The organism is Streptomyces sp. NPDC043427, from assembly GCF_056436655.1.
The window spans coordinates 39,520-61,838 of the sequence record NZ_JBWKCC010000025.1 but is presented as its reverse complement, the minus strand read 5'-3'; the positions used below and the strand labels follow the sequence as shown (position 1 = coordinate 61,838).

The 22,319-nt window shown below is 69.9% G+C and carries 23 protein-coding genes; 14 read left to right on the top strand and 9 right to left on the bottom strand.

All coding sequences use genetic code 11. The features are described from left to right. Positions 1-4: 4 nt before the first annotated feature. From AC067M_RS31920 to AC067M_RS31905, 4 genes are all read right to left on the bottom strand, one after another. The gene (locus tag AC067M_RS31920) at positions 5-481 is read right to left on the bottom strand and encodes a MarR family winged helix-turn-helix transcriptional regulator (protein WP_133927787.1); all 477 of its coding nucleotides are present in this window, start codon (positions 479-481) and stop codon (positions 5-7) included. A gap of 92 nt (positions 482-573) precedes the next feature. Further along, the gene (locus tag AC067M_RS31915; RefSeq protein ID WP_478700596.1) at positions 574-1,326 is read right to left on the bottom strand and encodes an AIM24 family protein; all 753 of its coding nucleotides are present in this window, start codon (positions 1,324-1,326) and stop codon (positions 574-576) included. 38 nt (positions 1,327-1,364) lie between these two features. Then, the gene (locus AC067M_RS31910) at positions 1,365-2,015 is read right to left on the bottom strand and encodes an AIM24 family protein (RefSeq protein WP_478700519.1); all 651 of its coding nucleotides are present in this window, start codon (positions 2,013-2,015) and stop codon (positions 1,365-1,367) included. Between the two features lies 1 nt (position 2,016). Then, complete coding sequence (locus AC067M_RS31905) at positions 2,017-2,649, bottom strand: AIM24 family protein (protein WP_478700595.1); 633 nt, start codon at positions 2,647-2,649, stop codon at positions 2,017-2,019. 216 nt (positions 2,650-2,865) lie between these two features. On the opposite strand from AC067M_RS31905, the gene AC067M_RS31900 reads away from it, so the two are divergent. From AC067M_RS31900 to AC067M_RS31875, 6 genes are all read left to right on the top strand, one after another. Next, complete coding sequence (locus AC067M_RS31900; protein WP_478700518.1) at positions 2,866-3,213, top strand: DUF3817 domain-containing protein; 348 nt, start codon at positions 2,866-2,868, stop codon at positions 3,211-3,213. Next, entirely contained in the window at positions 3,210-3,503 is a 294-nt protein-coding gene (locus AC067M_RS31895; RefSeq protein ID WP_478700517.1) for an MTH1187 family thiamine-binding protein, read from the top strand. Before AC067M_RS31900 ends, AC067M_RS31895 begins: the two co-directional genes overlap by 4 nt. A 136-nt stretch (positions 3,504-3,639) precedes the next feature. Beyond that, the gene (locus AC067M_RS31890) at positions 3,640-4,392 is read left to right on the top strand and encodes a hypothetical protein (RefSeq protein WP_478700516.1); all 753 of its coding nucleotides are present in this window, start codon (positions 3,640-3,642) and stop codon (positions 4,390-4,392) included. Then, positions 4,389-5,099 carry a DUF4166 domain-containing protein gene (locus tag AC067M_RS31885; RefSeq protein ID WP_478700515.1) on the top strand — a complete coding sequence of 237 codons (711 nt, stop codon included), beginning with the start codon at positions 4,389-4,391 and terminating at the stop codon, positions 5,097-5,099. Before AC067M_RS31890 ends, AC067M_RS31885 begins: the two co-directional genes overlap by 4 nt. Beyond that, positions 5,096-5,764 carry a TetR/AcrR family transcriptional regulator gene (locus AC067M_RS31880; protein ID WP_478700514.1) on the top strand — a complete coding sequence of 223 codons (669 nt, stop codon included), beginning with the start codon at positions 5,096-5,098 and terminating at the stop codon, positions 5,762-5,764. Before AC067M_RS31885 ends, AC067M_RS31880 begins: the two co-directional genes overlap by 4 nt. Positions 5,765-5,874: 110 nt before the next feature. Beyond that, complete coding sequence (locus AC067M_RS31875; RefSeq protein ID WP_478700513.1) at positions 5,875-6,735, top strand: leishmanolysin-related zinc metalloendopeptidase; 861 nt, start codon at positions 5,875-5,877, stop codon at positions 6,733-6,735. A gap of 84 nt (positions 6,736-6,819) precedes the next feature. Here AC067M_RS31875 and AC067M_RS31870 read toward each other — a convergent pair whose 3' ends face one another. Next, positions 6,820-7,803: an ArsR/SmtB family transcription factor gene (locus AC067M_RS31870; protein ID WP_478700512.1), complete on the bottom strand. Its 984-nt coding sequence runs from the start codon at positions 7,801-7,803 to the stop codon at positions 6,820-6,822. A 74-nt stretch (positions 7,804-7,877) separates the two neighbouring features. On the opposite strand from AC067M_RS31870, the gene AC067M_RS31865 reads away from it, so the two are divergent. The 4 genes from AC067M_RS31865 to AC067M_RS31850 all read left to right on the top strand — a co-directional run bounded on the left by AC067M_RS31865 (position 7,878) and on the right by AC067M_RS31850 (position 11,846). Continuing rightward, positions 7,878-9,155, top strand: a complete 1,278-nt coding sequence (locus AC067M_RS31865) for an MFS transporter (RefSeq protein WP_478700511.1) — start codon at positions 7,878-7,880, stop codon at positions 9,153-9,155. 22 nt (positions 9,156-9,177) lie between these two features. After that, positions 9,178-9,687 carry a MarR family winged helix-turn-helix transcriptional regulator gene (locus tag AC067M_RS31860; protein ID WP_478700510.1) on the top strand — a complete coding sequence of 170 codons (510 nt, stop codon included), beginning with the start codon at positions 9,178-9,180 and terminating at the stop codon, positions 9,685-9,687. 43 nt (positions 9,688-9,730) lie between these two features. After that, on the top strand, positions 9,731-10,069 hold the full coding sequence (locus tag AC067M_RS31855) for a DUF3817 domain-containing protein (RefSeq protein ID WP_478700509.1): 339 nt from the start codon (positions 9,731-9,733) through the stop codon (positions 10,067-10,069). Between the two features lie 76 nt (positions 10,070-10,145). After that, positions 10,146-11,846 carry an acyl-CoA mutase large subunit family protein gene (locus tag AC067M_RS31850; protein ID WP_478700508.1) on the top strand — a complete coding sequence of 567 codons (1,701 nt, stop codon included), beginning with the start codon at positions 10,146-10,148 and terminating at the stop codon, positions 11,844-11,846. A 215-nt stretch (positions 11,847-12,061) separates the two neighbouring features. Here AC067M_RS31850 and AC067M_RS31845 read toward each other — a convergent pair whose 3' ends face one another. Next, positions 12,062-12,679 (bottom strand): TetR/AcrR family transcriptional regulator, encoded by a 618-nt coding sequence (locus AC067M_RS31845; RefSeq protein ID WP_478700507.1) that lies wholly within the window; start codon positions 12,677-12,679, stop codon positions 12,062-12,064. Positions 12,680-12,946: 267 nt separating this feature from the next. Here AC067M_RS31845 and AC067M_RS31840 point away from each other — a divergent pair, with 267 nt between their 5' ends. From AC067M_RS31840 to AC067M_RS31825, 4 genes are all read left to right on the top strand, one after another. Beyond that, positions 12,947-13,921: a tetratricopeptide repeat protein gene (locus tag AC067M_RS31840; RefSeq protein WP_478700506.1), complete on the top strand. Its 975-nt coding sequence runs from the start codon at positions 12,947-12,949 to the stop codon at positions 13,919-13,921. A 649-nt stretch (positions 13,922-14,570) separates the two neighbouring features. After that, positions 14,571-15,203: a DUF6230 family protein gene (locus AC067M_RS31835; protein WP_478700505.1), complete on the top strand. Its 633-nt coding sequence runs from the start codon at positions 14,571-14,573 to the stop codon at positions 15,201-15,203. A 117-nt stretch (positions 15,204-15,320) separates the two neighbouring features. Beyond that, on the top strand, positions 15,321-15,905 hold the full coding sequence (locus tag AC067M_RS31830) for a DUF6114 domain-containing protein (protein WP_478700504.1): 585 nt from the start codon (positions 15,321-15,323) through the stop codon (positions 15,903-15,905). Further along, complete coding sequence (locus AC067M_RS31825) at positions 15,895-17,283, top strand: hypothetical protein (protein ID WP_478700503.1); 1,389 nt, start codon at positions 15,895-15,897, stop codon at positions 17,281-17,283. Before AC067M_RS31830 ends, AC067M_RS31825 begins: the two co-directional genes overlap by 11 nt. A gap of 105 nt (positions 17,284-17,388) precedes the next feature. Here the strand turns inward: AC067M_RS31825 and pyk are convergent, their stop codons facing one another. From pyk to pta, 3 genes are all read right to left on the bottom strand, one after another. Beyond that, the gene (gene pyk, locus AC067M_RS31820) at positions 17,389-18,819 is read right to left on the bottom strand and encodes a pyruvate kinase (RefSeq protein ID WP_478700502.1); all 1,431 of its coding nucleotides are present in this window, start codon (positions 18,817-18,819) and stop codon (positions 17,389-17,391) included. A 155-nt stretch (positions 18,820-18,974) separates the two neighbouring features. Beyond that, positions 18,975-20,180, bottom strand: coding sequence for an acetate kinase (locus AC067M_RS31815; RefSeq protein WP_478700501.1), 1,206 nt, complete (start codon positions 20,178-20,180; stop codon positions 18,975-18,977). Then, positions 20,177-22,279: a phosphate acetyltransferase gene (gene pta, locus AC067M_RS31810; RefSeq protein ID WP_478700500.1), complete on the bottom strand. Its 2,103-nt coding sequence runs from the start codon at positions 22,277-22,279 to the stop codon at positions 20,177-20,179. Before pta ends, AC067M_RS31815 begins: the two co-directional genes overlap by 4 nt. Positions 22,280-22,319 lie beyond the last annotated feature (40 nt).

The window sequence follows — 22,319 nt, the reverse complement described above, 5'->3', positions numbered from 1 at the left end:
ATCGTCAGGGGCGTCCCCGGTGCCCGCGGAGGTGTTCCGCGATGGGCTTGAGGGCCTTGTCGAGCTCGGTCAGGGCCTCGGGGGAGAGCAGGTCGATGAAGTGCCTCCGCACAGACGCCACATGATGGGGCGCGACCTTCTTCATCGTCTCCATGCCGTGCTCGGTGAGCACGGCATACAGTCCACGGCGGTCGGACTCGCAGTTCTCCCGGCGCACCAGGTCCGCGTTCTCCATGCGGGTGATCTGGTGCGAGAGGCGGCTCTTGGACTGGAGGGTGGCGGATGCGAGGTCGCTCATTCGCATTCGTACGCCCTCCGACTCGGAGAGGTTCACCAGGATCTCGTAGTCGTTCATTGTCAGGCCGAACGGCTGTAGGTCCTTTTCGAGCTGGTACGTCAACAGCCTGTTGACCTCCAGGTGGGTGCGCCAGGCGCACTGCTCCGCATCGGTCAGCCAGTGTGTGGCCGTCTCGGTCTCCATGAATGAAGTCTACCTAAGAAGTTGAAAGGCGAACTAATGAGGGTAGTGTGACGGTGCGCACGCGTTCGATGTCACACTCCGCAGACTACCGCTCACAGCCCGAAGCGACGCTGGAGGTCTCCCAGCTGTCCGGGAAGTCGCGGTGCGCCGGACTGGCCGTGACCGCCTGGCGCGCCGCCGCCACCGGGCACGCCCGGCTCGTGCGGAGTCGCTCCGGTGGCCTGCTCGGCCATCAGGGTCTCCGTCGACTGGAGCAGCACCGTTCCGGCCCCCACGAACTCGAACTGGTGCTCCTCTCCGGAGGCCCCGCCGAGGCCCGTCATCGCACGTAGACCGCCCATCACGCCGGTCATGTAGCCGTGGTCGTAGTGATGGCACGGAGAGGGGCAGTCGGCCCAGCCGACGAGCGCCTGCGGATCCACCCGGATGGGGGGTTCCATGAACACCACCGGGCCGTTGGATGCGGCCACGAACTTTCCGGTTCCGATGAGTGTGAGAAAACCTGGCACGATCGACTGCTTGAGGGACAGACTTGGCTGAAAAGCAAGCAGATTGCCCGAGCGAATGGTCAGATTGCCGTCGTCCAGGTCGTACGAGTTCACATCGAAGGCCCGGTCGGCGAGGAGCATCTTGCCCGAGCCCTCCGCCACGACCCAGTCGCTCGCGTGCAGAGGCGAATGAAAGGACGTGCGGACAAGTCGGTCGAGTCGGCCGTGTCCGATGCCGTTGAAGTCGATCGAGCCGTAGTAGGCGATCATCTTCCCCTTCTGCAGGAACCACTGGCTCCCCTTGAGCTCCACGCAGAAGGTGTAGGCGTTGACGTTGTCGTCGACGGGCAGCGTCATGGGGTCATGGACCACGGGACCTGCGCCCGGGTAGGTGGTCACAGCTTTTCCTCCGAGGCCTGGACGTACACCGTGCCGCTGCCGCTGAGCTCCAGCTGGAACGCCTCGCCGGAGCCGCGGCCCACCATGTCGCGCCAGCCCAGGGCGGTGGAGAGCTTGTTGCGGACGTCGCCGTGGTGGGCGACGTAGGCCTGGGGGTCGACGTGGACCGGGCGCTGGGGCGTGATCGGGATCTCGAAGACGCCGCCGTGGGCCATCACGGCGACCGCGCCATGGCCCTTGAGGGTGGTGGTGAACAGACCCTGGCCGCTGATCTGGCCCCGAACCATGCCCATGACACCGCCTTGCGAGCCCATGAACATCGTGCCCTGCTGGAGGGTGCCCTCGAAGGCGAGCAGGCGGTCCGCCTCGACGAAGAGCGTGTCGCCGGTGAGCTGGATGACCTGGACGTGGTGGCCGCCATGACCGAAGAGGACGGTGCCGCTGCCCTCGACCGTCATCAGCGGGGTGTCCTCGTTGGCCAGGCGGCGCCCGATCATCGACATCACACCGCCCTGGCCGCCCTGGAAGTTGGGCGTGAAGGAGACCTCGCCCCGGTAGGCGAGCATCGCGCCGCGCTGGCTGAACAGCCGCTGGCCGGGCATGACCGTCGCCTCGACGATCTTCGAGTTGAGCTCACGGAAGGGCATGTCACACATCCCCCGCGATCGTGTTCCGCTCGCTCGGCTGCACGTACACCAGGCCGTCGCCCTCGAAGCGGATCTGGAAGGCCTCGCCGCCGCCCTCCCCGAGGAAGGTGCGGAACGTCACACCGGACTGGAAGGACTGCCGTACGTTCCCCTGGTGGGCGATGTACGCCCCCGGGTCGACGGTCAGCGGGTACTGCGGGCTGACCCGCAGCACCACGGCGGGCCCGTCCGACGTGATCGCCGCCTGGCCGTGGCCCTCGACGGTCGTCGTGAACAGCCCGTTGCCCTGGGACGCGCCGCGCAGTCCGGTGAAGCTCGTGCCGGTCCTGAGGCCGGCGTCGATCGCGAGCAGGTTGCTCGACTCCACGTACAGCTTGTCCCCCTGGAGACTGACGAGGTTGATCTCCGAGGCGCGGTCCGCGAACCAGCAGGTCCCTTGCCCCTTCACCTCCATCACGGTCATCTGCTCGCCGGTGAGCCGCCGGGTCACCATCCCCCGCAGCCCCTCGCCGCCGCCACTCATCTTCTTGAAGGCCATCTGCCCGTCGTACGCGACCATCGAGCCGTTCTTCGCCTTCACGGCATCCCCGGTCATGTCGACGGCGAGCACCTTGCTTCCTTGCAGTCGGAACATCGCCACGGAGTGAAGGTAGCCGCAGGCCGGTCCGCCGGACAGAGCCCACGGGTGGAGACGCACCCCGAACGCGCCCTTAGGGGTGGGCCCGGGACCCCCTCCCGAGGACCGCCCGACTCGTTTGTCACAATGGGCGGGCGCTTGTGCGCGCGTTCACAAACCGCGCAGGCCGCCACACCGCCCGACCGTCGACACCTCTCCCACCGAAGGTGACCCGTGGACCTCAAGACCGCCACCGCCCTCCGCCGCCTCCGCCTCGTCTCCGCCCCCGAGGCCGTCTCCTTCCTGCTCCTCCTCGTCTGCTCGGTGCTGAAGCGGACCACGGAGTTCAACGCGGTCTTCCCGATGGGCCTGATCCACGGCGTCCTCTTCATCCTCTACGTGATCTTCTGGGCCGACGCCTGGAACCGCACCAAGTGGGACCTCAGGACCGCGGCGCTCTACTTCGTCCTCTCCGTCCTGCCGACCGGCGGCTTCTTCGCCGAGCGCAAGCTGCGCCGCGAGGCCGAGGACGCGGTCATCGCGTCCCGCGCGCGCCGCGAGGGCGTGGTGGAGGCGTCGTGATCGTCGCCTTCTCCGTGACGCCGCTGGGGGTCGGCGAGGAGGTGGGGGAGTACGTGGCCGAAGCCGTCCGTGTCGTCCGCGAGTCCGGGCTGCCCCACCGCACCGACGCGATGTTCACGTCCATCGAGGGCGAGTGGGACGAGGTCATGGACGTCGTCCGGCGTGCCGTCGCCGTGGTCGAGGAGCGGGCACCGCGCGTGTCCCTGGTCCTCAAGGCCGACATCCGCCCCGGTGTGGCGGACGGGCTCACGTCCAAGGTGGAGACGGTGGAGCGGTATCTGGCCCAGTAGCCCCGCAGAGCGAACCCCGGCCTCCGCGGCCGGGGTTTTTCTCGTCCCAGGTATTTGAGCGGTCGCTCAAAGAGGTGTACTTTCGGTTCCGTAAATTTGAGCAGTCGCTCAAACGGTGAGCTGACCAGGGGGATCGATGGGGCTCTACATAGAGGCGCACATCCGCGCCGACCTCGACGAGCTGTGGGCGCGCACCCAGGAACCCGCCCAGCACCAGCGCTGGGACGTGCGCTTCACGGAGATCACCTATCTCCCGCGCGCGGAGGGCGAACCACAGCGCTTCCGTTACGCCACGCGCGTGCTGCCCTTCCTGACCGTCGCCGGGACAGGGGTCTCCGCGGGCGAGAAGGAGCGCGCGGACGGCACCCGCACGTCCGCCCTGCGCTTCGCCTCCCCCCACCCCCTCTCCCTGCTCGCCGAGGGCAGCGGCTACTGGCGCTACGTCCCCGACGGCGACGGCGTCCGCTTCCTCACCGGCTACGACTACCGCCCCCGCTGGGGCCGCCTCGGAACCGTGGCCGACCGGCTGGTGTTCCGCCCGCTGATGGGCTGGGCCACCGCCTGGTCCTTCGACCGCCTGCGGCTGTGGCTGGAGCGCGGGATCACACCGGAGCGCGCGCTTCTCAACTGGCTCGCCGAACTGGTGGTCCGCGCCGGCGTCGTCACCCTCTGCTGCACCGGACTCGGCCTCGGTTCCCTCCTGCGCCTCCTCGGCCCGTTCGCGGCGAACACGGCCTACCTGTGCCCGCTGCTGCTGGCCGTCGCCATCTGCGTCGCCCTGTTCAAGTCGCCGCTGGCCTGCACCCCGGCCGCCCGCCGCTGTCTGCGGCAACCGCCCACGCGCGTGCGTGCGCCACGCCTGATGCGAGCCCTGGAGAACCCGCGATGACTTCTGCCGCGCGCGACGCGACCGCTCCCGCCTCGATCTTCCGCACGGTGATGGGCGCCGACTTCCACCGCCTGCACCCGCGGCTCCAGCGCCGCTTCTCGGTCGGCCTCGCGAGCGGGGAGGCGTGTACGGGGCGCGGGGTGATGGACCGCGTCTGGCACGGCCGTGCCTTCGTGAAGCCGTTCCTGGCGCTCGGTTCCACCCGCAACATCCTTGTCCCCAGGGCCGGCCGGAACGTTCCCTTCGTCATCGAGAACGTTCCGTACACCGACACCTTCGGCCGTGAGACGGTGACCTTCGTGCGTACCTTCGACCTGCCCGGCCGCTCACGCCGCTTCGACGCCCAGATGGTGCTGAGCCCCAAGGGCGACCGCGTCCTCGACTACCTGGGCACCCACCAGCACCTCGCCAGCGACCTCCACTTCCACGCCGAGCCCGACGGTTCGCTGCTGATCCGCTCCGGTGAACACCGGTTCAGGGAAGGGGTGGTGGACGTGCGGGTGCCGGAGCTGATCGGGGCGAGTGCGGAGGTGCGGGAGTCGTACGACGACGTCACCGACCGCTTCCGTATCCGGGTACGGGTGGTGAACCGGTACTTCGGGCCGCTGTTCGGCTACGAGGGCTCCTTCACCGCGACCTACACCGATGTCCGGCGGTGCGGTGTGCGGGCCGGGCTGCGGCCGGTGCGCGAGGAGGTCCGTGCGTGAGTCCGGAGACGGCGAAGTCGCAGGAGACGAAGACCAAACTCCTGGAGGGGGCGCTGCGGACGCTCACCGAGCAGGGGATCGCGAAGGTCTCGGCGCGTACGATCGCGGCGGCCGCCGGGGTCAACCAGGCGTTGGTCTTCTACCACTTCGGCTCCGTGGACGAACTGCTGGCGGCGGCCTGCCGGTACGGCGCTGAGCGGACGGTGGCGCGCTACCGGGCCCGGTTCGCCGCGGTCACGTCGCTGTCCGAGCTGCTGGCCGTGGGGCGGGAGATCCATGAGCAGGAGCGGGCCGGGGGCCATGTCGCGCTGCTGGGCCAGTTGCTTGCGGGCGCCCAGACCCACGAGAGCCTCGGCCCCGCGACCGCGGCGGGTCTCGAACTGTGGATCGTGGAGATCGAGCAGGTGCTCGTACGGGTGCTCGCCCAGACGCCGTTCGCAGAATTCGTGGATGCACCGGGACTGGCGCGGGCGGTGGCGGGGTCCTTCGTGGGGATCGAGCTGTACGAGGGCGTGGACGCGGTGGGTGCCACCGCGGCGCTGGACGCCCTGGAGCAACTCGGCATGCTGGTAGGGGCGTTGGAGGAACTGGGGCCGGTGGCGCAGCGGGCGGTCCGGCATCGGCTGCGGCGCTCCGGCCGGCGTGGACCGACGCCACCCTCGTAGTTGTTCGCTCAACTGCATTGCGTGGGCGGCCGACAGGCACGCCTACTCCTTCCGGCCTAGCCTGGAACGCGGGGGTGGCCTCGTTGGGCCGGATCCGAAGGAGATGTGTGATGGGCAAAGTCATGAGCGCCTTCAGGACGTACAGGTCGGTCGCCAGTTTCGAGCGGGCGAAGGAAGTCGCGGACACGACGTCACCGTTCACCATCGAGGTCCGCTTCCTCGGCGGACTCACCCAGAGCCAGGAGGACGCCTTCGCGGCGGCCGCCGACCGCTGGTGCAGGGTCATCGTGGGGGACCTGGACACCGCGGTCGTCAGGGACGACGTCATCGACGATCTGCTGATCGAGGCCGAGGGCGTCGAGATCGACGGACCCCAGGGCGTGCTGGGCATGGCGGGTCCCACCGACTTCCGTGACGACAAGGCGCAGTTCGGCGCGTCCCTGCCGGCCAAGGGCGTGATGAGGTTCGACTCCGCCGATCTCGCCGAGATGGAGGCGGAGGGCACGCTCGTCGACGTCATCACGCACGAGATGGGGCACGTGCTGGGCATCGGCACCCTGTGGATCACCTTCGACCTCCTGATGGGCGCCGGCGGCGACGACCCCACCTTCGAGGGCCCGGGCGCCAAGGCCGAGTTCGCCGCGCTCATCGGCGAGGCCCAGCCGGTGTCGGTACCGGTCGCCAACTTCGGTGAGCCCGGCACCCGGGACAGCCACTGGCGTGAGGCCGTGTTCCTCGACGAGCTCATGTCGCCGTTCATCTCCGGCCCCGGCAACCCGCTGAGCAGGCTGACCGCGGCGAGCCTCGGAGACATGGGCTACCAGGTCGACCTCGACGGCGCCGAACCGTACACGCTGCCGAACCTGCTCGAGGCGGCCAGGGAAGGACGCGTGGTACCGCACACCGCGCCGATCGGCCGCGGCGTCATGCTGCCCGTCGTACCCACCCGGCTCCCCGCCGCGACACCCTGACCGGCACCCTGGAACGCCGCGGTCCACCCGCACGGGCGTGGGCCGCGGCCCACCCGCGACTCGCATCCACCCGCTATGACGTCGTCAGCCCCCGCCCGACGCCAACGCCATCCCCAGCGGCGTCCGTTCGTACAGCACCTGATGGCCGTACCGGCGCGCGACCAGCAGACCCGCGTCGCGCAGGGTCGTCAGGTGGGCGGAGACCGAGGACGGGGCGAGGGCGAGGCGGTGGGCGAGGGCGGTCGTGGTGGCCGGGTCGGTGAGGGCCATGAGGACGGTGGCCCGCCCGCGTCCCAGGAGGCGTACGAGCGCGTCGGGAGTGTCGGCGGCCGGCTCCGACCACAGGGCGGCGATCCCGCGGGCCGGATAGACCAGGGTGGGCTGCCACGGCGGGTCGAAGGCGCTGACGACATCCGGCCAGGCGAACGCGCTCGGCATCAACACCAGGCCCCGGCCGCCCAGGTGGCGCTCGTGCTCGCCCTTGGAGTCCACCGTCAGGGTTCCGGCGTGCCAGCCGCAGCGGCGGTTGATCTCCGGGAGCAGACCGCCCAGGCCCACCTCGGCGAGCCGCCGGGAGTGGAACGCCACGTCCGCCTCCAGCAGCGCGCGCAGTCTCGGCCAGTCGGGCTCGACGAGAGTGAGCCAGACCCGCTCCAGCGTGTCGGCCAGTTCCTCCACCATCCGCGCCGGGTCGGCGAGCCACGCCCGGCCGTGCGGCGAGTCGAGCGCGCCCGGCGTGTCCGCGAGGGAACGGGCCGTGTCCTCGCGGGCCGCCCCGGGATCGGCGGCCCGCACCGCGGCGATCTCCTCCTCGAAGGAGGCCGCCGGCCCCGCCGGCGGCGGGCACAGCCAGTCGGGCGAGTGGCCGCGGCGCGGCATCAGCAGCCACAGCCCGGTCAGGTCGAGCGCGTCGGCCGCCGTACGGACCCGGCGCAGCCAGGGCACGTGGTAGCCGTGCCGGTCGGGCCGCTTGAGCGTGCGCGCCACCTCCTGCGTCTCCCACAGCGGGGACACGGCGAAGCGGCAGCGGAGAAAGTCGTCCTCCCTGAAGTGCAGGCGTGAGGGCACGGTCACCTCCGGAGAAGATTCGGCTGCCGCCGAAACTCTACGCAGCGCCGCACGAACTCAGCACGCTGCTGCCCATGCCACCAGAACAGACGACGGACCACCCGACAGCATCCATTCCGACACCGCCCACCCCCACCGGCCACGGCCGCTACCCCGACGTCTTCGCCGTCCGTGAGTTCCGAGCCGTCTTCGCCGCCCATCTGCTGTCCATGCTGGGCCTGATCGTCAGCGAGATCGCGCTCTCCGTCCTCGTCTACGACCTGACCGGATCCCCGCTGATGAGCGCGCTGACGTTCGCGCTCGGCTTCCTGCCGTACGTCGTCGGCGGCACCCTGCTCGCGGGCGTCGCCGACCGCTTCCCGGCCCGGCGGGTGCTGGTGGCGTGCGATCTGGTGTGCGCCGGGTGCGTCGCACTCATGGTGACGCCGGGCGCCTCCATCGCCGTACTGCTGGCCCTGCGCTGCTGCCTCGCCGTCGTCTCGCCGGTGTTCGCGGGGACCCGGATGGCGACGCTGGCCGATGTGCTCGGCGACGGCGACCTCTTCGTGCTCGGCCGCTCCCTGCTGCGGATCACCGCCCAGAGCTCGCTGCTCGTCGGCTACGGCCTCGGCGGGCTGCTGCTCACCGTGGTCACCCCGCGCCACGCCCTCCTCATCACCGTCGGGACCTTCCTCGCCTCCGCCACGCTGCTGCGCTGCGGCACCCGGCATCGGCCCGCCCGGGCCGGGGACGGCGGGGCGGCGCTGGTGACGGACTCCCTCAAGGGCGCCCGCAAGGTCCTCGCCGACCGGCGGACGCGGGTCCTGCTGCTGCTCTTCTGGGTGCCGCCGATGTTCTCCGTCGCGCCGGAGGCGTTGGCCGCCCCGTACGCCGACGACCTCGGGGTCGGATCGACCGGCCTGGGCCTGCTGATGTGCGCGCTGCCCGTCGGTACGGTCGCCGGCGAGCTGTACGCGGGGGCCCGGCTGCGGCCCGACGCCCGGGAGCGGGTCGTGCTGCCGCTGGTCTGCCTCACTCTGCTGCCGTACCTCGGCTACGCCCTGTGCCCCGGCCTCGCCGTCTCGCTGCTCCTGCTGCTGGTCTCCGGGGCGGGGTCCGCGTACACGCTGGGCCTGGACCAGTGGTTCGTGCGGGCCGTGCCGGAGGAGCTGCGGGGCCGGGCGATGACGCTGCTCACGGCGGGACTGATGACCGTGCAGGGGGTGGGTATGGCGCTGGCGGGGTTGGCGGCGGAGCTCGTGGGGGTGACGGCGACCGTGACCGGGGCGGGTGTGCTGGGGACGGTGTGCTGTGCGCTGCTCGCCGTTCAGGTCCGCGGACCGAAGGGCGAGACGGGGCTGACCACCATGTGACCGGCCGGTAAGGTCTGGAGACGTGCCGAAGCCGCTCAGTCTCCCGTTCGACCCCATCGCCCGCGCCGACGAGCTCTGGAAGCAGCGGTGGGGAAACGTGCCGTCCATGGCCGCGATCACCTCGATCATGCGCGCGCACCAGATCCTGCTCGCCGAGGTCGACGCCGTGGTCAAGCCGTACGGGCTGACGTTCGCGCGGTACGAGGCGCTGGTGCTGCTGAACTTCTCGAAGGCCGGTGAGCTGACGATGTCGAAGATCGGCGAGCGGCTCATGGTGCATCCCACGTCGGTCACCAACACCGTCGACCGCCTGGTCAGATCGGGTCTGGTGGACAAGCGCCCCAACCCCAACGACGGCCGCGGCACCCTCGCCTCCATCACCGACAAGGGCCGCGAGGTGGTCGAGGCGGCCACCCGCGACCTGATGGCGATGGACTTCGGCCTCGGTGTCTACGACGCCGAGGAGTGCGCGGAGATCTTCGCGATGCTGCGGCCGCTGAGGATCGCGGCACACGACTTCGACGAGGACTGACCCGGGACAAGATCTCCCGGAACGCGTGGTTACGCTCGGTCCCATGAAAAAGAGCGTGCTGACCCGCTACCGCGTCATGGCCTACGTCACCGGCGTGCTGCTGGTCCTGCTGACCCTGGGCGTCATCGCCAAGTACCTGCTGAAGATCGACGGCGCCGACGGCTTCACGAGCGTGGTGGGCATCGCGCACGGCTGGCTCTACGTCCTCTACTTGATCGTCGCCTTCGACCTGGGCTCCAAGGCGAAGTGGCCGGTGCGCAAGCAGCTGTGGGTGCTGCTGGCCGGGACGGTTCCGACGGCCGCGTTCTTCGTGGAGCGCAACGTCACCCGCGAGCTGGAGACGAAGGTCGCGGACGAGTCGCCCGCGGTGGCCAAGGCGTAACCGGCACCGCCGTACGGATGAGCGTGCGGCGGTCTGCCATCGACAATTACTAGGACGTCCTAGTAAATTTGAGAGCATGGACGCTGACGCCATCGAGGAGGGCCGCCGTCGCTGGCAGGCCCGGTACGACGCCGCGCGCACGCGCGACGCTGATTTCACCACGCTCTCCGGCGATGCCGTGGAGCCGGTGTACGGGCCCCGGCCGGGAGACAGGTACGAGGGCTTCGAGCGGATCGGGTGGCCGGGGGAGTACCCCTTCACGCGTGGGCTGTATCCGACCGGGTACCGGGGGCGTACCTGGACCATCCGGCAGTTCGCCGGGTTCGGCAACGCCGAGCAGACCAACGAGCGGTACAAGATGATCCTCGCCAACGGCGGGGGCGGTCTGTCCGTCGCCTTCGACATGCCGACCCTCATGGGGCGCGACTCCGACGACCCGCGCTCGCTCGGCGAGGTCGGGCACTGCGGTGTGGCGATCGACTCGGCCGCCGACATGGAGGTCCTGTTCAAGGGCATCCCGCTCGGTGACGTCACGACGTCCATGACCATCAGCGGGCCGGCCGTGCCCGTCTTCTGCATGTACCTCGTCGCCGCCGAGCGACAGGGTGTGGATCCGGGGGTGCTCAACGGGACCCTCCAGACCGACATCTTCAAGGAGTACATCGCACAGAAGGAGTGGCTCTTCCAGCCCGAGCCCCACCTGCGCCTGATCGGCGACCTCATGGAGTACTGCGCGGCCGGCATCCCCGCCTACAAGCCGCTGTCCGTCTCCGGCTACCACATCCGCGAGGCCGGGGCGACGGCCGCGCAGGAGCTGGCGTACACGCTCGCCGACGGGTTCGGGTACGTGGAGCTGGGGCTCAGCCGCGGACTCGACGTGGACCTCTTCGCGCCCGGCCTGTCCTTCTTCTTCGACGCGCACGTCGACTTCTTCGAGGAGATCGCCAAGTTCCGCGCGGCCCGCAGGATCTGGGCGCGCTGGATGCGGGACGTGTACGGGGCGAAGAGCGAGAAGGCGCAGTGGCTGCGCTTCCACACCCAGACCGCCGGCGTCTCGCTGACCGCCCAGCAGCCGTACAACAACGTGGTGCGTACGGCGGTGGAGGCGCTCGCGGCGGTCCTCGGCGGGACCAACTCGCTGCACACCAACGCCCTCGACGAGACCCTCGCGCTGCCGAGCGAGCAGGCCGCGGAGATCGCGCTGCGCACCCAGCAGGTGCTGATGGAGGAGACGGGCGTCGGCAACGTCGCGGACCCGCTGGGCGGTTCGTGGTACATCGAACAGCTGACGGACCGGATCGAGGCCGACGCCGAGAAGATCTTCGAGCAGATCAAGGAGCGGGGGCTGCGGGCCCACCCCGACGGACAGCACCCGATCGGGCCGATCACCTCCGGGATCCTGCGGGGCATCGAGGACGGCTGGTTCACCGGCGAGATCGCCGAGTCCGCCTTCCGCTACCAGCAGTCCCTGGAGAAGGGCGACAAGAAGGTGGTGGGCGTCAACGTCCACACCGGGTCCGTCACCGGCGACCTGGAGATCCTGCGGGTGAGCCACGAGGTGGAGCGGGAGCAGGTCCGGGCGCTCGCGGGCCGCAAGGGCGCGCGGGACGACGCGGCCGTACGCGCCGCGCTGGACGCGATGCTCGCGGCCGCGCGCGACGGCTCCAACATGATCGCGCCGATGCTGGACGCCGTACGGGCCGAGGCGACCCTGGGCGAGATTTGCGGGGTGCTGCGGGACGAGTGGGGGGTCTACACGGAACCCGCCGGGTTCTGACGCCCCTGAGACGCCTGGGTCGTATCCGCAAAGCAGCGCCGTCTGCCCGCAGGGCAGGGCTCGCGGCGTCTGGTGCGGTGACTCGCAAGGCGGAGGGTCGCCTGCGTACTGGGCGTACGCGGGCGATCCCGACAACGCGGCGAGGGGCCGTGCCAGACGCCGCGAGCCAGACGGGACTTTGCGGACACGGCCCAGCGAGTGGGTGCGTGCCCGGCCTACGCGGACGACATCAGCCCCAGCAGCAGCACCCGCGTGAAGCTGCGCACCCACTCCTCGTCCGCCGGTTCCGCGCTCACCAGCGTGCGGTGGACGACCGCTCCCGCCACCATGTCGAAGATGAGGTCGACCGTGCGGGCGGTCTCCTCGGGGCTGGCCTCCGGGGGGAGTTCGCCGCGCGCCTGGGCCCGGGTGCGGCCCTGGAGGACCAGACGCTTCTGGCGTTCGACGATGGAGGCGCGGATCCGCTCGCGCAGCGCGTCGTCGCGGGTGGACTCGGCCACCACCGCCATCAGCCCGCTCTTGGCCTCGGGACGGGCCAGGATGGCCGCGAACTGCAGGACGACGCCCTCGGTGTCGGCGGCGAGGCTGCCCCGGTCGGGGAGTTCCAGTTCGTCGAAGAGTTCCGCCACCGCGTCGACGACGAGTTCGTGCTTGCCGGCCCAGCGTCGGTAGAGCGTCGTCTTCGCAACCCCGGCGCGCGTGGCCACGTCTCCGAGGGTGAGCTTCGACCAGCCCAGCTCGACCAGTGCCTGACGCGTGGCGGCCAGGATCGCGGTGTCCGCGGCCGCGCTGCGCGGGCGGCCGGGGCGGCCCGAGGGGGTGCTGGTCTGCATGCCTCGACCATAACCGGCCAGTGTGGTGGTGCCGTGAGGGAGATCACCGAGGCGTGGTGTTGCTCGACCCCCTCCTGCCATTACGCTACGACTCGTAGCGAAAGCTTGTGACGAGGCTCTCGTGGCTCTCGGGACGACGCCCGTGACGGACGTACACGGGCGACGATCACTCGGCGTGGGGTGGGGACCCGGCGCCGGACGGCACGGACCAGGCCTGCTTTTCATATCGCTTTTCGCGCACGCGCGAGTACGGGGGAGGATAGACGCATGCAGCCACGGAACATGTCCATGAGCGGGGTCGTCGACCTCGCCGCGGTGAAGGCGGCCCAGGAGGCCAAGGCGAAGGCGGAGCAGGCGCGCGCCCAAGCGGCCCAGCAGGGCGGCACGGGAGCCGTCTCCCCGGCCGATCTCGTCATCGACGTCGATGAGGCGGGGTTCGAGAGCGATGTCCTGCAGCGCTCCGCCGAGGTGCCCGTCGTCCTCGACTTCTGGGCCGAGTGGTGCCAGCCCTGCAAGCAGCTGAGCCCCGTCCTGGAGCGGCTCGCGGTCGAGTACAACGGGCGGTTCCTGCTCGCCAAGATCGACGTCGACGCCAATCAGATGCTGATGCAGCAGTTCGGGATCCAGGGGATCCCCGCGGTGTTCGCGGTCGTCGCCGGGCAGGCGCTGCCGCTCTTCCAGGGCGCCGCCGGCGAGGACCAGATCCGGCAGACCCTCGACCAGTTGGTCCAGGTCGCCGAGCAGCGCTTCGGGCTGACCGGCCTGGTCGTCGACCCCGAGGCCGACCCCGGTGGCCGTCCGGCCCCCGCCGAGGTGCCGGCCGGTCCGCACGACGCCCTGCTCGAGGCGGCCGTGCGCGCCCTGGACGCGGGCGACTTGGGCGGTGCCGTCCAGGCGTACAAGAACGTACTGATCGACGACCCGGGCAACATGGAGGCGAAACTCGGACTGGCGCAGGCCGAGTTGCTCCAGCGAGTGCAGGACGCGGACCCGCAGCAGGTGCGCAAGGAGGCGGCCGAGAAACCGGCGGACGCACAGGCGCAGATCGCCGCCGCGGACCTGGATCTGGTGGGCGGTCATGTCGAGGATGCTTTCGGCCGACTTATCGACACCGTGCGGCGCACGGCGGGCGACGACCGGGACGCCGTACGGCTGCGGCTGCTCGAACTCTTCGAAGTGGTGGGGGCCGAGGACCCGCGGGTGACGGCGGCGCGCAGGGCGCTCGCGCGCGCCCTGTTCTGAGCCGGTCGGAAGCCGTGTCCTGACCAGTCGCTAAACACTCGGGCATGTGATGCCGGAGTGAAAAATTGGCCGAGGATCATCGTACGCGGCCGCGCTTTACCAAATCTTGGTAATCGCGGCCGCTGTTACTGCCAGTAAGACATCGGCGTTGATCTGTCGGATTCTGTCCGCCCATTCATGGCTTTGTCCCACACCCCGGGACCACCCTGCGTCGCCGGTCGAGACCTGCGGGTCGTTGTTCGGTTATCCGGCCGTTACTAGCGAGTAACGAACCCCCTTGTGCCTGGCGCGAGAATGCACCACGATCGGCGACGCTCGGTCCATTCCCGTACCCCGACAGCCAATCGGGCCCGCGGGATCCTCTGGGTCCCCACCGAGCAGAGTCGACGGCCGATGCCGTCGGCTCTTGGACAGGGGGGTCTTCGCCCTTCGGGTGAAGCCTGTCCGGCAGGGTTGTGCGTGATGCGTGTCAGGCGCGACCAGTGGTTGTCGCTCGGGGGTGATCGCCGGTGATTCGGGCGCGGTTCGCGCCACCGAGCGCAGGCGCTCTCCCTTCCGAGGACGTAGCACTTCTCCCATCCCTGCCCGGCCGAGCCGCCGTCCGGAGGCGCGCCCGGGCCAGGAGATGTACGTCCGAGAAGGAGGAAATATGGAGTCCCAGGTGCGTGGCGGGACCAGATGGAAGCGGTTCGCTGTGGTCATGGTGCCCAGCGTCGCCGCCACGGCGTGTATAGGTATCGCCCTCGCGCAGGGCGCGCTCGCAGCGTCGTTCAGCGTGTCGGGCCAGTCGTTCAAGGTCACGGCAGACAAGCTCGTCGGTACGGGCTTCTCGCAGTACGGGGCCATTGACTCGGGTTACACGATGGACGGCAAGAAGACGGCTCACCCCGTCGCCGTCTCCGCGTTCAAGTCCGCGTCGATCACGAACATGTGCCAGTCCGTGGTCACCCCGAACATCCCGCTGCTCGGCTCGGTCAGCCTGACGCTGAAGGCGGGCGGCGGCGACAAGCCGGTCCAGGCCGAGAACCTGTACATCGACGTCGAGGACCTGAGCGCGGACGCCACGTTCAAGGGCATCGACATCGGTGTGGCCGGCAAGGACCTCAGCAAGGGTCCCGGCATCAAGAGCGGTGACTCGGCCAACCCGTTCGGCTTCGCCCAGCAGGCGGAGTCCGCGGAACTGACCGACGTGAAGCAGACGGCGTGGGCGACCACCGCCGGAACCTTCAAGCTCAGCGGCCTGAAGATGTCGCTGTCGACGGGTGTCAAGGAGTGCTACTAAGCACTCGCTGACGGGCGGGGGAGCCGGTGGCCCCCCGCCCGTCCACTCTGAAGCCCGGATCTTCACACGCAAGACAACTCACCACCACAGCAACGCCGCACCAGGGAGCTGTTTTCCATGAGCGCCGAGACTCCTGCCGCCCCCGGCCGCGATGAGCACTACATTTCGGTCATCAAGCGGAACTTCCGCGCTTGGCGGGGCGGTCGGCCGTTCTGGGCCGGCCTGTTCATCCTCCTCGGTGGTATCCCCATCGCCTACTTCCCGTACGCACACCTGCAGATCGGGCACCTGACGCTGGCGATGGCCACCACGGCGGGCGCAGGATCCCTGATCATCGGCGTACTGCTCGTGGTCCTCGGCATCAGCCTGTGGTTCCAGAAGCACGTACGGGTCTTCGCCGGTGTCGCGGCGATCCTGCTGGCCCTGGTGTCCATCCCGGTGTCCAACCTCGGTGGCTTCCTCGTCGGCTTCCTCCTCGCGCTCGTCGGCGGAGCGATGGCCGTTGCCTGGGCGCCGGGCGCGCCGGAGCACGCGCACGCGTCCACGGGATTCGGTGATGTCCCGCAGGGCGCGGTCGTCGACCCGGGCCCCGCGGGTCCGGTCGTACAGACCACCAAGAGCGCGGACGGGGTCGGCGAGCCGAACGATCTGTCAGGAACGAACCCGGCCAACGGGGCGAACGGGAGGCACAGTGCCGGCTGACGAGGTGACCCACGGGGCGGATGTGGACGCGTCCCGTGTGAGAACCGGGCCGCGCCATGCGGCACCCAAGAAGCCGCTGTTCACCAGGATCCACATGCCGGCCGGGAAGGCGATGGCCCTCGCGGCGATGCCGACCGCCGTCCTCATGGGGATGGGCTTCACGGCTAGCCTGGCGATCGCCGACAACAACAACTCGCCATCGCCGTCGAAGAGCCTGTCGGCCGACGAGTACAAGGACTGCGTCGCGGCGCTGGAGGACGGAGCCTCCCCGTCGGCGTCACCGTCGGCCTCGCCTTCGCCCTCCACCTCGGCGGGCGACTCCTCCGACGACACGACGGACGGCAAGGACGGCACCGGCGACACCGGCGGCAAGACCGACGACACGGGGTCGACGCCGGAGCCCACGGCCACGGGCGGCTCCGGCGGCGGGGACTCCTCGTCGGATTCGGGTTCCGACGACAAGACCGAGCCCACGCCGTCCCCCTCCGCCTCGGCGAGCAAGGAGGCCGAGTCCTCCGGCTCGGGCGCCGGCACGCCGAGCCCGTCGGCGTCGGAGACCGGTGGCGGCCTCCTCGACACCATCGGTGACACCCTCGAGGACGTCTTCACCGGCGGCAGCAAGGCCTCCTCGGACGCGAGCCCGACGCCGTCCCCCTCCGCCTCGTCCCCGGCGCCCGCCGCGGGCAGCGACAGCGGCGACGACGGCGACAGCAAGACCTCCGACTCGTCCGACCCCGTCAAGGAGACCACCGACAAGGTCACCGACACGGTGAAGGACACCGTCGAGGGCACCACCGACAAGGCGTCCGAGGCGGCCAAGAAGGCCGAGGAAGCGGCGAAGGACGCGGCCGACGCGGCCACCGCCACGCCGAGCCCGTCGGCGAGCCCCTCGCCGGACGCGGACGACTGCCCGGTCGCCACGGACGCCGAGGGCGGCATCGACAACAAGGTGCGGCTGCCCGACGAGCCCTGGACGCTGAACGCCACTTCGCTGCTGCTGAAGGGCGCCGACTACAAGGGCATCGTCAAGGTGAAGACCGCCAACGGCACGACCAAGGAAGTGCTGAAGTTCGTCGTATCCGACGGCACCGACATCGGTGACCTGCACCAGTCGGTCAAGGACCCCAACTCCGGGAAGACCTACCACGTGCAGGCGGGGAAGGGCACCACGTCCACGATCCGCGACGGCGACACCGTGATGTACACGGAGAAGATATCCGGCAACCTGTTCGGTCTGATCCCGGTGACCTTCGACCCGAAGAACCCGCCGCCGCTGAACATCCCGCTCATCTACTTCACCAACGTGACCGTGCAGCAGGCCGGTCAGTTCGGCGGCACCCTGCACGTGCCCGGACTGCATCAGTACGCGACCGGCTGAGCGGCCTTCACAAGCCCCTTCGGGAGCCGCACACGCCTGAGGGCGCCCCCTGACTCCAGGGGGCGCCCTCAGCGCCGTACAAGGGCCTTGTGGGCCCCGGGGAGATCAGTGCTGCGCGTTGCCGCCGAGGTGGTGGACGCGGAGCATGTTGGTGGTGCCGGGGACGCCGGGAGGCGAGCCGGCCGTGATGATGACGATCTCGCCCGGGTCGAAACGGTTGATCTTGGCGATCTCCTGGTCCACCATGTCGACCATCTCGTCGGTCGTGTTCACGAACGGCACGATGTGCGACTCGACGCCCCAGCTGAGCGTCAGCTGGTTGCGGGTGCCCTCGTCGGTGGTGAACGCGATGATCGGCTGCTGCGCGCGGTAGCGGGACAGGCGGCGGGCGGTGTCGCCGGACTGCGTGAAGGCCACCAGGCCGCGGCCGCCGAGGAAGTCGGCGATCTCGCACGCGGCGCGCGCGATCGAACCACCCTGTGTGCGCGGCTTCTTGCCCGGGACGAGCGGCTGCAGGCCCTTGGACAGCAGCTCCTGCTCGGCCGCGGTGACGATCTTCGACATCGTCCGCACGGTCTCGATCGGGTACGCGCCCACGCTCGACTCGGCGGACAGCATGACCGCGTCGGCGCCGTCCAGGATCGCGTTGGCCACGTCGGAGGCCTCGGCGCGGGTCGGACGGGAGTTGGTGATCATCGACTCCATCATCTGGGTCGCCACGATCACCGGCTTGGCGTTGCGCCGGCACAGCTCGATCAGGCGCTTCTGCACCATGGGGACCTTCTCGAGCGGATACTCGACGGCCAGGTCGCCACGGGCCACCATGACGGCGTCGAACGCCATCACGACGTCCTCCATGTTGTCCACCGCCTGCGGCTTCTCCACCTTGGCGATGACGGGGACCCGACGGCCCTCCTCGTCCATCACACGGTGGACGTCGGCCACGTCCTTGGCGTCCCGGACGAAGGACAGGGCGACCATGTCGCAGCCCATGCGCAGCGCGAAGCGGAGGTCCTCGACGTCCTTCTCGCTCAGCGCCGGGACGTTCACGGCCGCGCCGGGCAGGTTGATGCCCTTGTGGTCGGAGACCACACCGCCCTCGATGACGATCGTCCTGACCCGCGGGCCCTCGACGTCCAGGACCTTCAGCTCGACGTTGCCGTCGTTGATCAGGACCTGGTCGCCGCGCGAGACGTCCCCGGGCAGGCCCTTGTAGGTCGTACCGCAGATCTGCTTGTCGCCCGGCACGTCCTCGGTGGTGATGGTGAACTCGTCACCCCGCTCCAGCTCGACCGGGCCCTCGGCGAAGGTCTCCAGGCGGATCTTCGGGCCCTGGAGGTCGGCGAGGACGCCGATGGGGCGGCCGGTCTCCTTGGAGGCGGCACGGACACGGTCGTACCGGCCCTGGTGCTCGGCGTGGGTGCCGTGGCTGAAGTTGAAGCGGGCCACGTTCATCCCGGCCTCGATCAGCGACACGAGCATCTCGTGGGAGTCGACCGCGGGGCCGAGAGTACAGACGATTTTCGAACGGCGCATGGGACGATCCTATCGGTTTGTTTCGCTACGGAATATTCCGTCTGGCGGAAAATACAAATGGGCGGATGTGCGCTCAGGCGTGTTACTGGCGTGTCGTGTTATTGCCGGTTACTGCCGTGCATTGCTCAGCTGCCACGCGGCGGAGCCGCATATTGTTACTGTCCGACCAGTGCGTAGGTCTGTGTGGCGATCTCCAGTTCCTCGTCCGTCGGCACCACCGCGACCGCCACCCGGGCGTGCGCGGGCGAGATCAACCGCGCCTCGTCGGCCCGTACGGCGTTCAGCTCGTCGTCCACCGCGAGCCCCAGCTCCTCCAGGCCGGCCACGGCGGCCGCCCGCACCGGCGCCGCGTTCTCCCCCACCCCGGCGGTGAAGGCGACCGCGTCCACCCGGCCGAGTACCGCGTAATAGGCGCCGATGTACTTCTTCAACCGGTGAATGTAGATGTCGAAGGCCAATTGGGCCTGTTCGTCACCCTCGTCGGTCCGGCGCCGGATCTCCCGCATGTCGTTGTCCCCGCACAGGCCGATCAGCCCGCTCCTCTTGTTGAGGAGAGTGTCGATCTCGTCGATGGACATTCCTCCAACGCGCGCCAAATGGAAGATGACGGCCGGATCCATGTCTCCGGAGCGCGTACCCATCACGAGCCCCTCCAAAGGCGTCAGCCCCATGGAGGTGTCCACGCACTTCCCGCCCCGGACCGCGGAGGCGGACGCCCCGTTGCCGAGGTGCAGCACGATCACGTTGACGTCCTCGGGCGCCTTCCCCAGCAGCTTCGCCGTGGCCCGGGAGACGTACGCGTGCGAGGTGCCGTGGAAGCCGTAGCGGCGCACCCGGTGCTCGTCGGCGGTCCGTACGTCGATCGCGTAGCGCGCCGCAGACTCCGGCATCGTCGTGTGGAAGGCGGTGTCGAAGACGGCGACCTGGGGCAGGTCGGGGCGCAGTGCCTGTGCGGTGCGGATGCCGGTGAGGTTGGCGGGGTTGTGCAGCGGGGCCACCGGGATCAGCCGCTCGATCTCGGCGAGCACGGACTCGTCGATCACCGTCGGCTCGGTGAAGGACTTCCCGCCGTGCACCACCCGGTGCCCGATCGCCGCCAACTCCGGCGAGTCCAGGCCCAGCCCGTCCTTGGCCAGCTCTTCCGCGACGGCTTTCAGGGCGGCCTCGTGGTCGGCGATGGCGCCGCTCCACTCGCGGGTCTCGCCCGTGCCGAGCGGTGTGTGCTTCAGGCGGGCGCTCGATTCCTCACCGATGCGCTCGACCAGGCCCAGCGCCAGCCGGCTGCCGTCGCTCATGTCGAGCAGCTGGTACTTCACCGACGAGGAGCCGGAGTTGAGGACGAGGACGCGGGTCGCGGTCACTGGGCGGTTGCCTTCTCGCTCGGGGACAGGGCGGAGGTCTGGGCCTGGATCGCCGTGATGGCGACGGTGGTGACGATGTCCTGGACGAGGGCGCCCCGGGACAGGTCGTTGACGGGCTTGCGCAGACCCTGCAGGACCGGGCCGACGGCGATCGCGCCGGCCGAGCGCTGCACGGCCTTGTAGGTGTTGTTGCCGGTGTTCAGGTCGGGGAAGATCAGCACGCTGGCCTGCCCGGCCACCTCCGAACCCGGCAGCTTGGTCGCCGCCACCGTCGGCTCGACGGCCGCGTCGTACTGGATCGGCCCCTCGATCTTCAGGTCGGGGCGCCGCGTGCGGACGATCTCCGTGGCCTGGCGCACCTTGTCGACGTCGGCGCCCGAACCGGACGTACCCGTCGAGTACGACAGCATCGCGATCCGCGGCTCCACGCCGAACTGCTCGGCGGTCGCGGCCGACTGGATGGCGATGTCGGCGAGCTGCTCGGCGTTCGGGTCGGGGTTGACCGCGCAGTCGCCGTAGACGAGGACCTTGTCGGCCAGGCACATGAAGAACACGGACGACACGATCGAGGCGTCCGGCTTGGTCTTGATGATCTCGAAGCCGGGCCGGATGGTCGCGGCCGTGGAGTGCACGGACCCGGACACCATCCCGTCGGCCAGCCCCTCCTGCACCATCAGCGTGCCGAAGTAGTTCACGTCCGAGACGACGTCGTAGGCCAGCTCCACCGTGACGCCCCGGTGGGCGCGCAGCAGGGCGTACTGCTCGGCGAAGGAGTCGCGCAGCTCGCTGGTGGCCGGGTCGATCAGCTGGGAGTCGCCCAGGTCGATGCCGAGGTCGGCGGCCTTCTTGCGGATCTGGTCGGCCGGACCGAGCAGGGTCAGGTCGCACACCCCGCGCCGCAGCAGCACCTCGGCCGCGTGCAGCACGCGCTCCTCGGTGCCCTCCGGCAGGACGACCCGGCGCCGCTCGGAGCGGGCCCGTTCGATCAGCTTGTGCTCGAACATCATCGGCGTGAGGCGGTCGTTGCTGGGGGCGGAGACGCGCTGGTTGAGGCCGGCGGTGTCCGCGTAGCGCTCGAAGAGGCCGAGCGCCCGTTCCGCCTTGCGCGGGGTGGCCGCGTTCAACTTCCCCTCCAGGGAGAAGAGTTCAGCGGCGGTGGGGAAGCTGGTGCCGGGCACCGAGATCACCGGGGTGCCCGGGGCGAGGCGGGCGGCCAGGGTGAGGACGTCGTCGCCGGGCACCTCGTCCAGGGTGAGCAGCACGCCGGCGATCGGCGGGGTGCCGGCGCTGTGCGCGGCGAGCGAGCCCACGACCAGGTCGGCGCGGTCGCCCGGGGTGACGACCAGGCAGCCCGGGGTCAGGGCGCCCAGGAAGTTCGGCAGCATGGCCCCGCCGAAGACGAAGTCCAGCGCGTCCCGGGCCAGCCCCGAGTCGTCGCCGAGCAGGACCTTCGCGCCGAGCGCGTGGGTGATCTGGGCGACGGTGGGGGCGGAGAGGACCGCGTCGTCGGGGAGGACGTAGCACGGCACCGGAAGCCGGGCGTCGAGCCCGTCGGCTATCGCGTCCCGGTCGGCGGGGGAGACCCGGTTGGCGACCATGGCCAGCACGTCACAGCCGAGACCCTCGTACGCGCGGTAGGCGTTGCGGGTCTCGGCGAGCACGGACTCGGGGGTCTGCTTACGGCCGCCCACGACCGGGATGACGGAGGCGCCGAACTCGTTGGCGAGCCGGGCGTTGAGGGACAGCTCGTCCGGGACCTGGGTGTCGGCGAAGTCGGTGCCGAGGACGAGGACGACGTCGTAGTCCCGGGCGACGGAGTGGAACCGGTCGACGAGCGCCGAGACCAGCTCGTCCGTGCCCTGTTCGGCCTGGAGGGCGGACGCCTGCGCGTAGTCCATGCCGTAGACGGTCGTCGGGTCCTGGGACAGCCGGTAGCGGGCCCGGAGCAGCTCGAACAGGCGGTCGGGCCCGTCGTGGACGAGGGGGCGGAAGACCCCGACCCGGTCGACCTGCCGGGTCAGGAGCTCCATGACTCCCAGCTCGACGACCTGGCGGCCGTCGCCGCGGTCGATACCGGTCACGTACACGCTGCGCGTCACGCGGGATCTCCGTTTCGTCTGAGCGTACAGATGTGCGTAC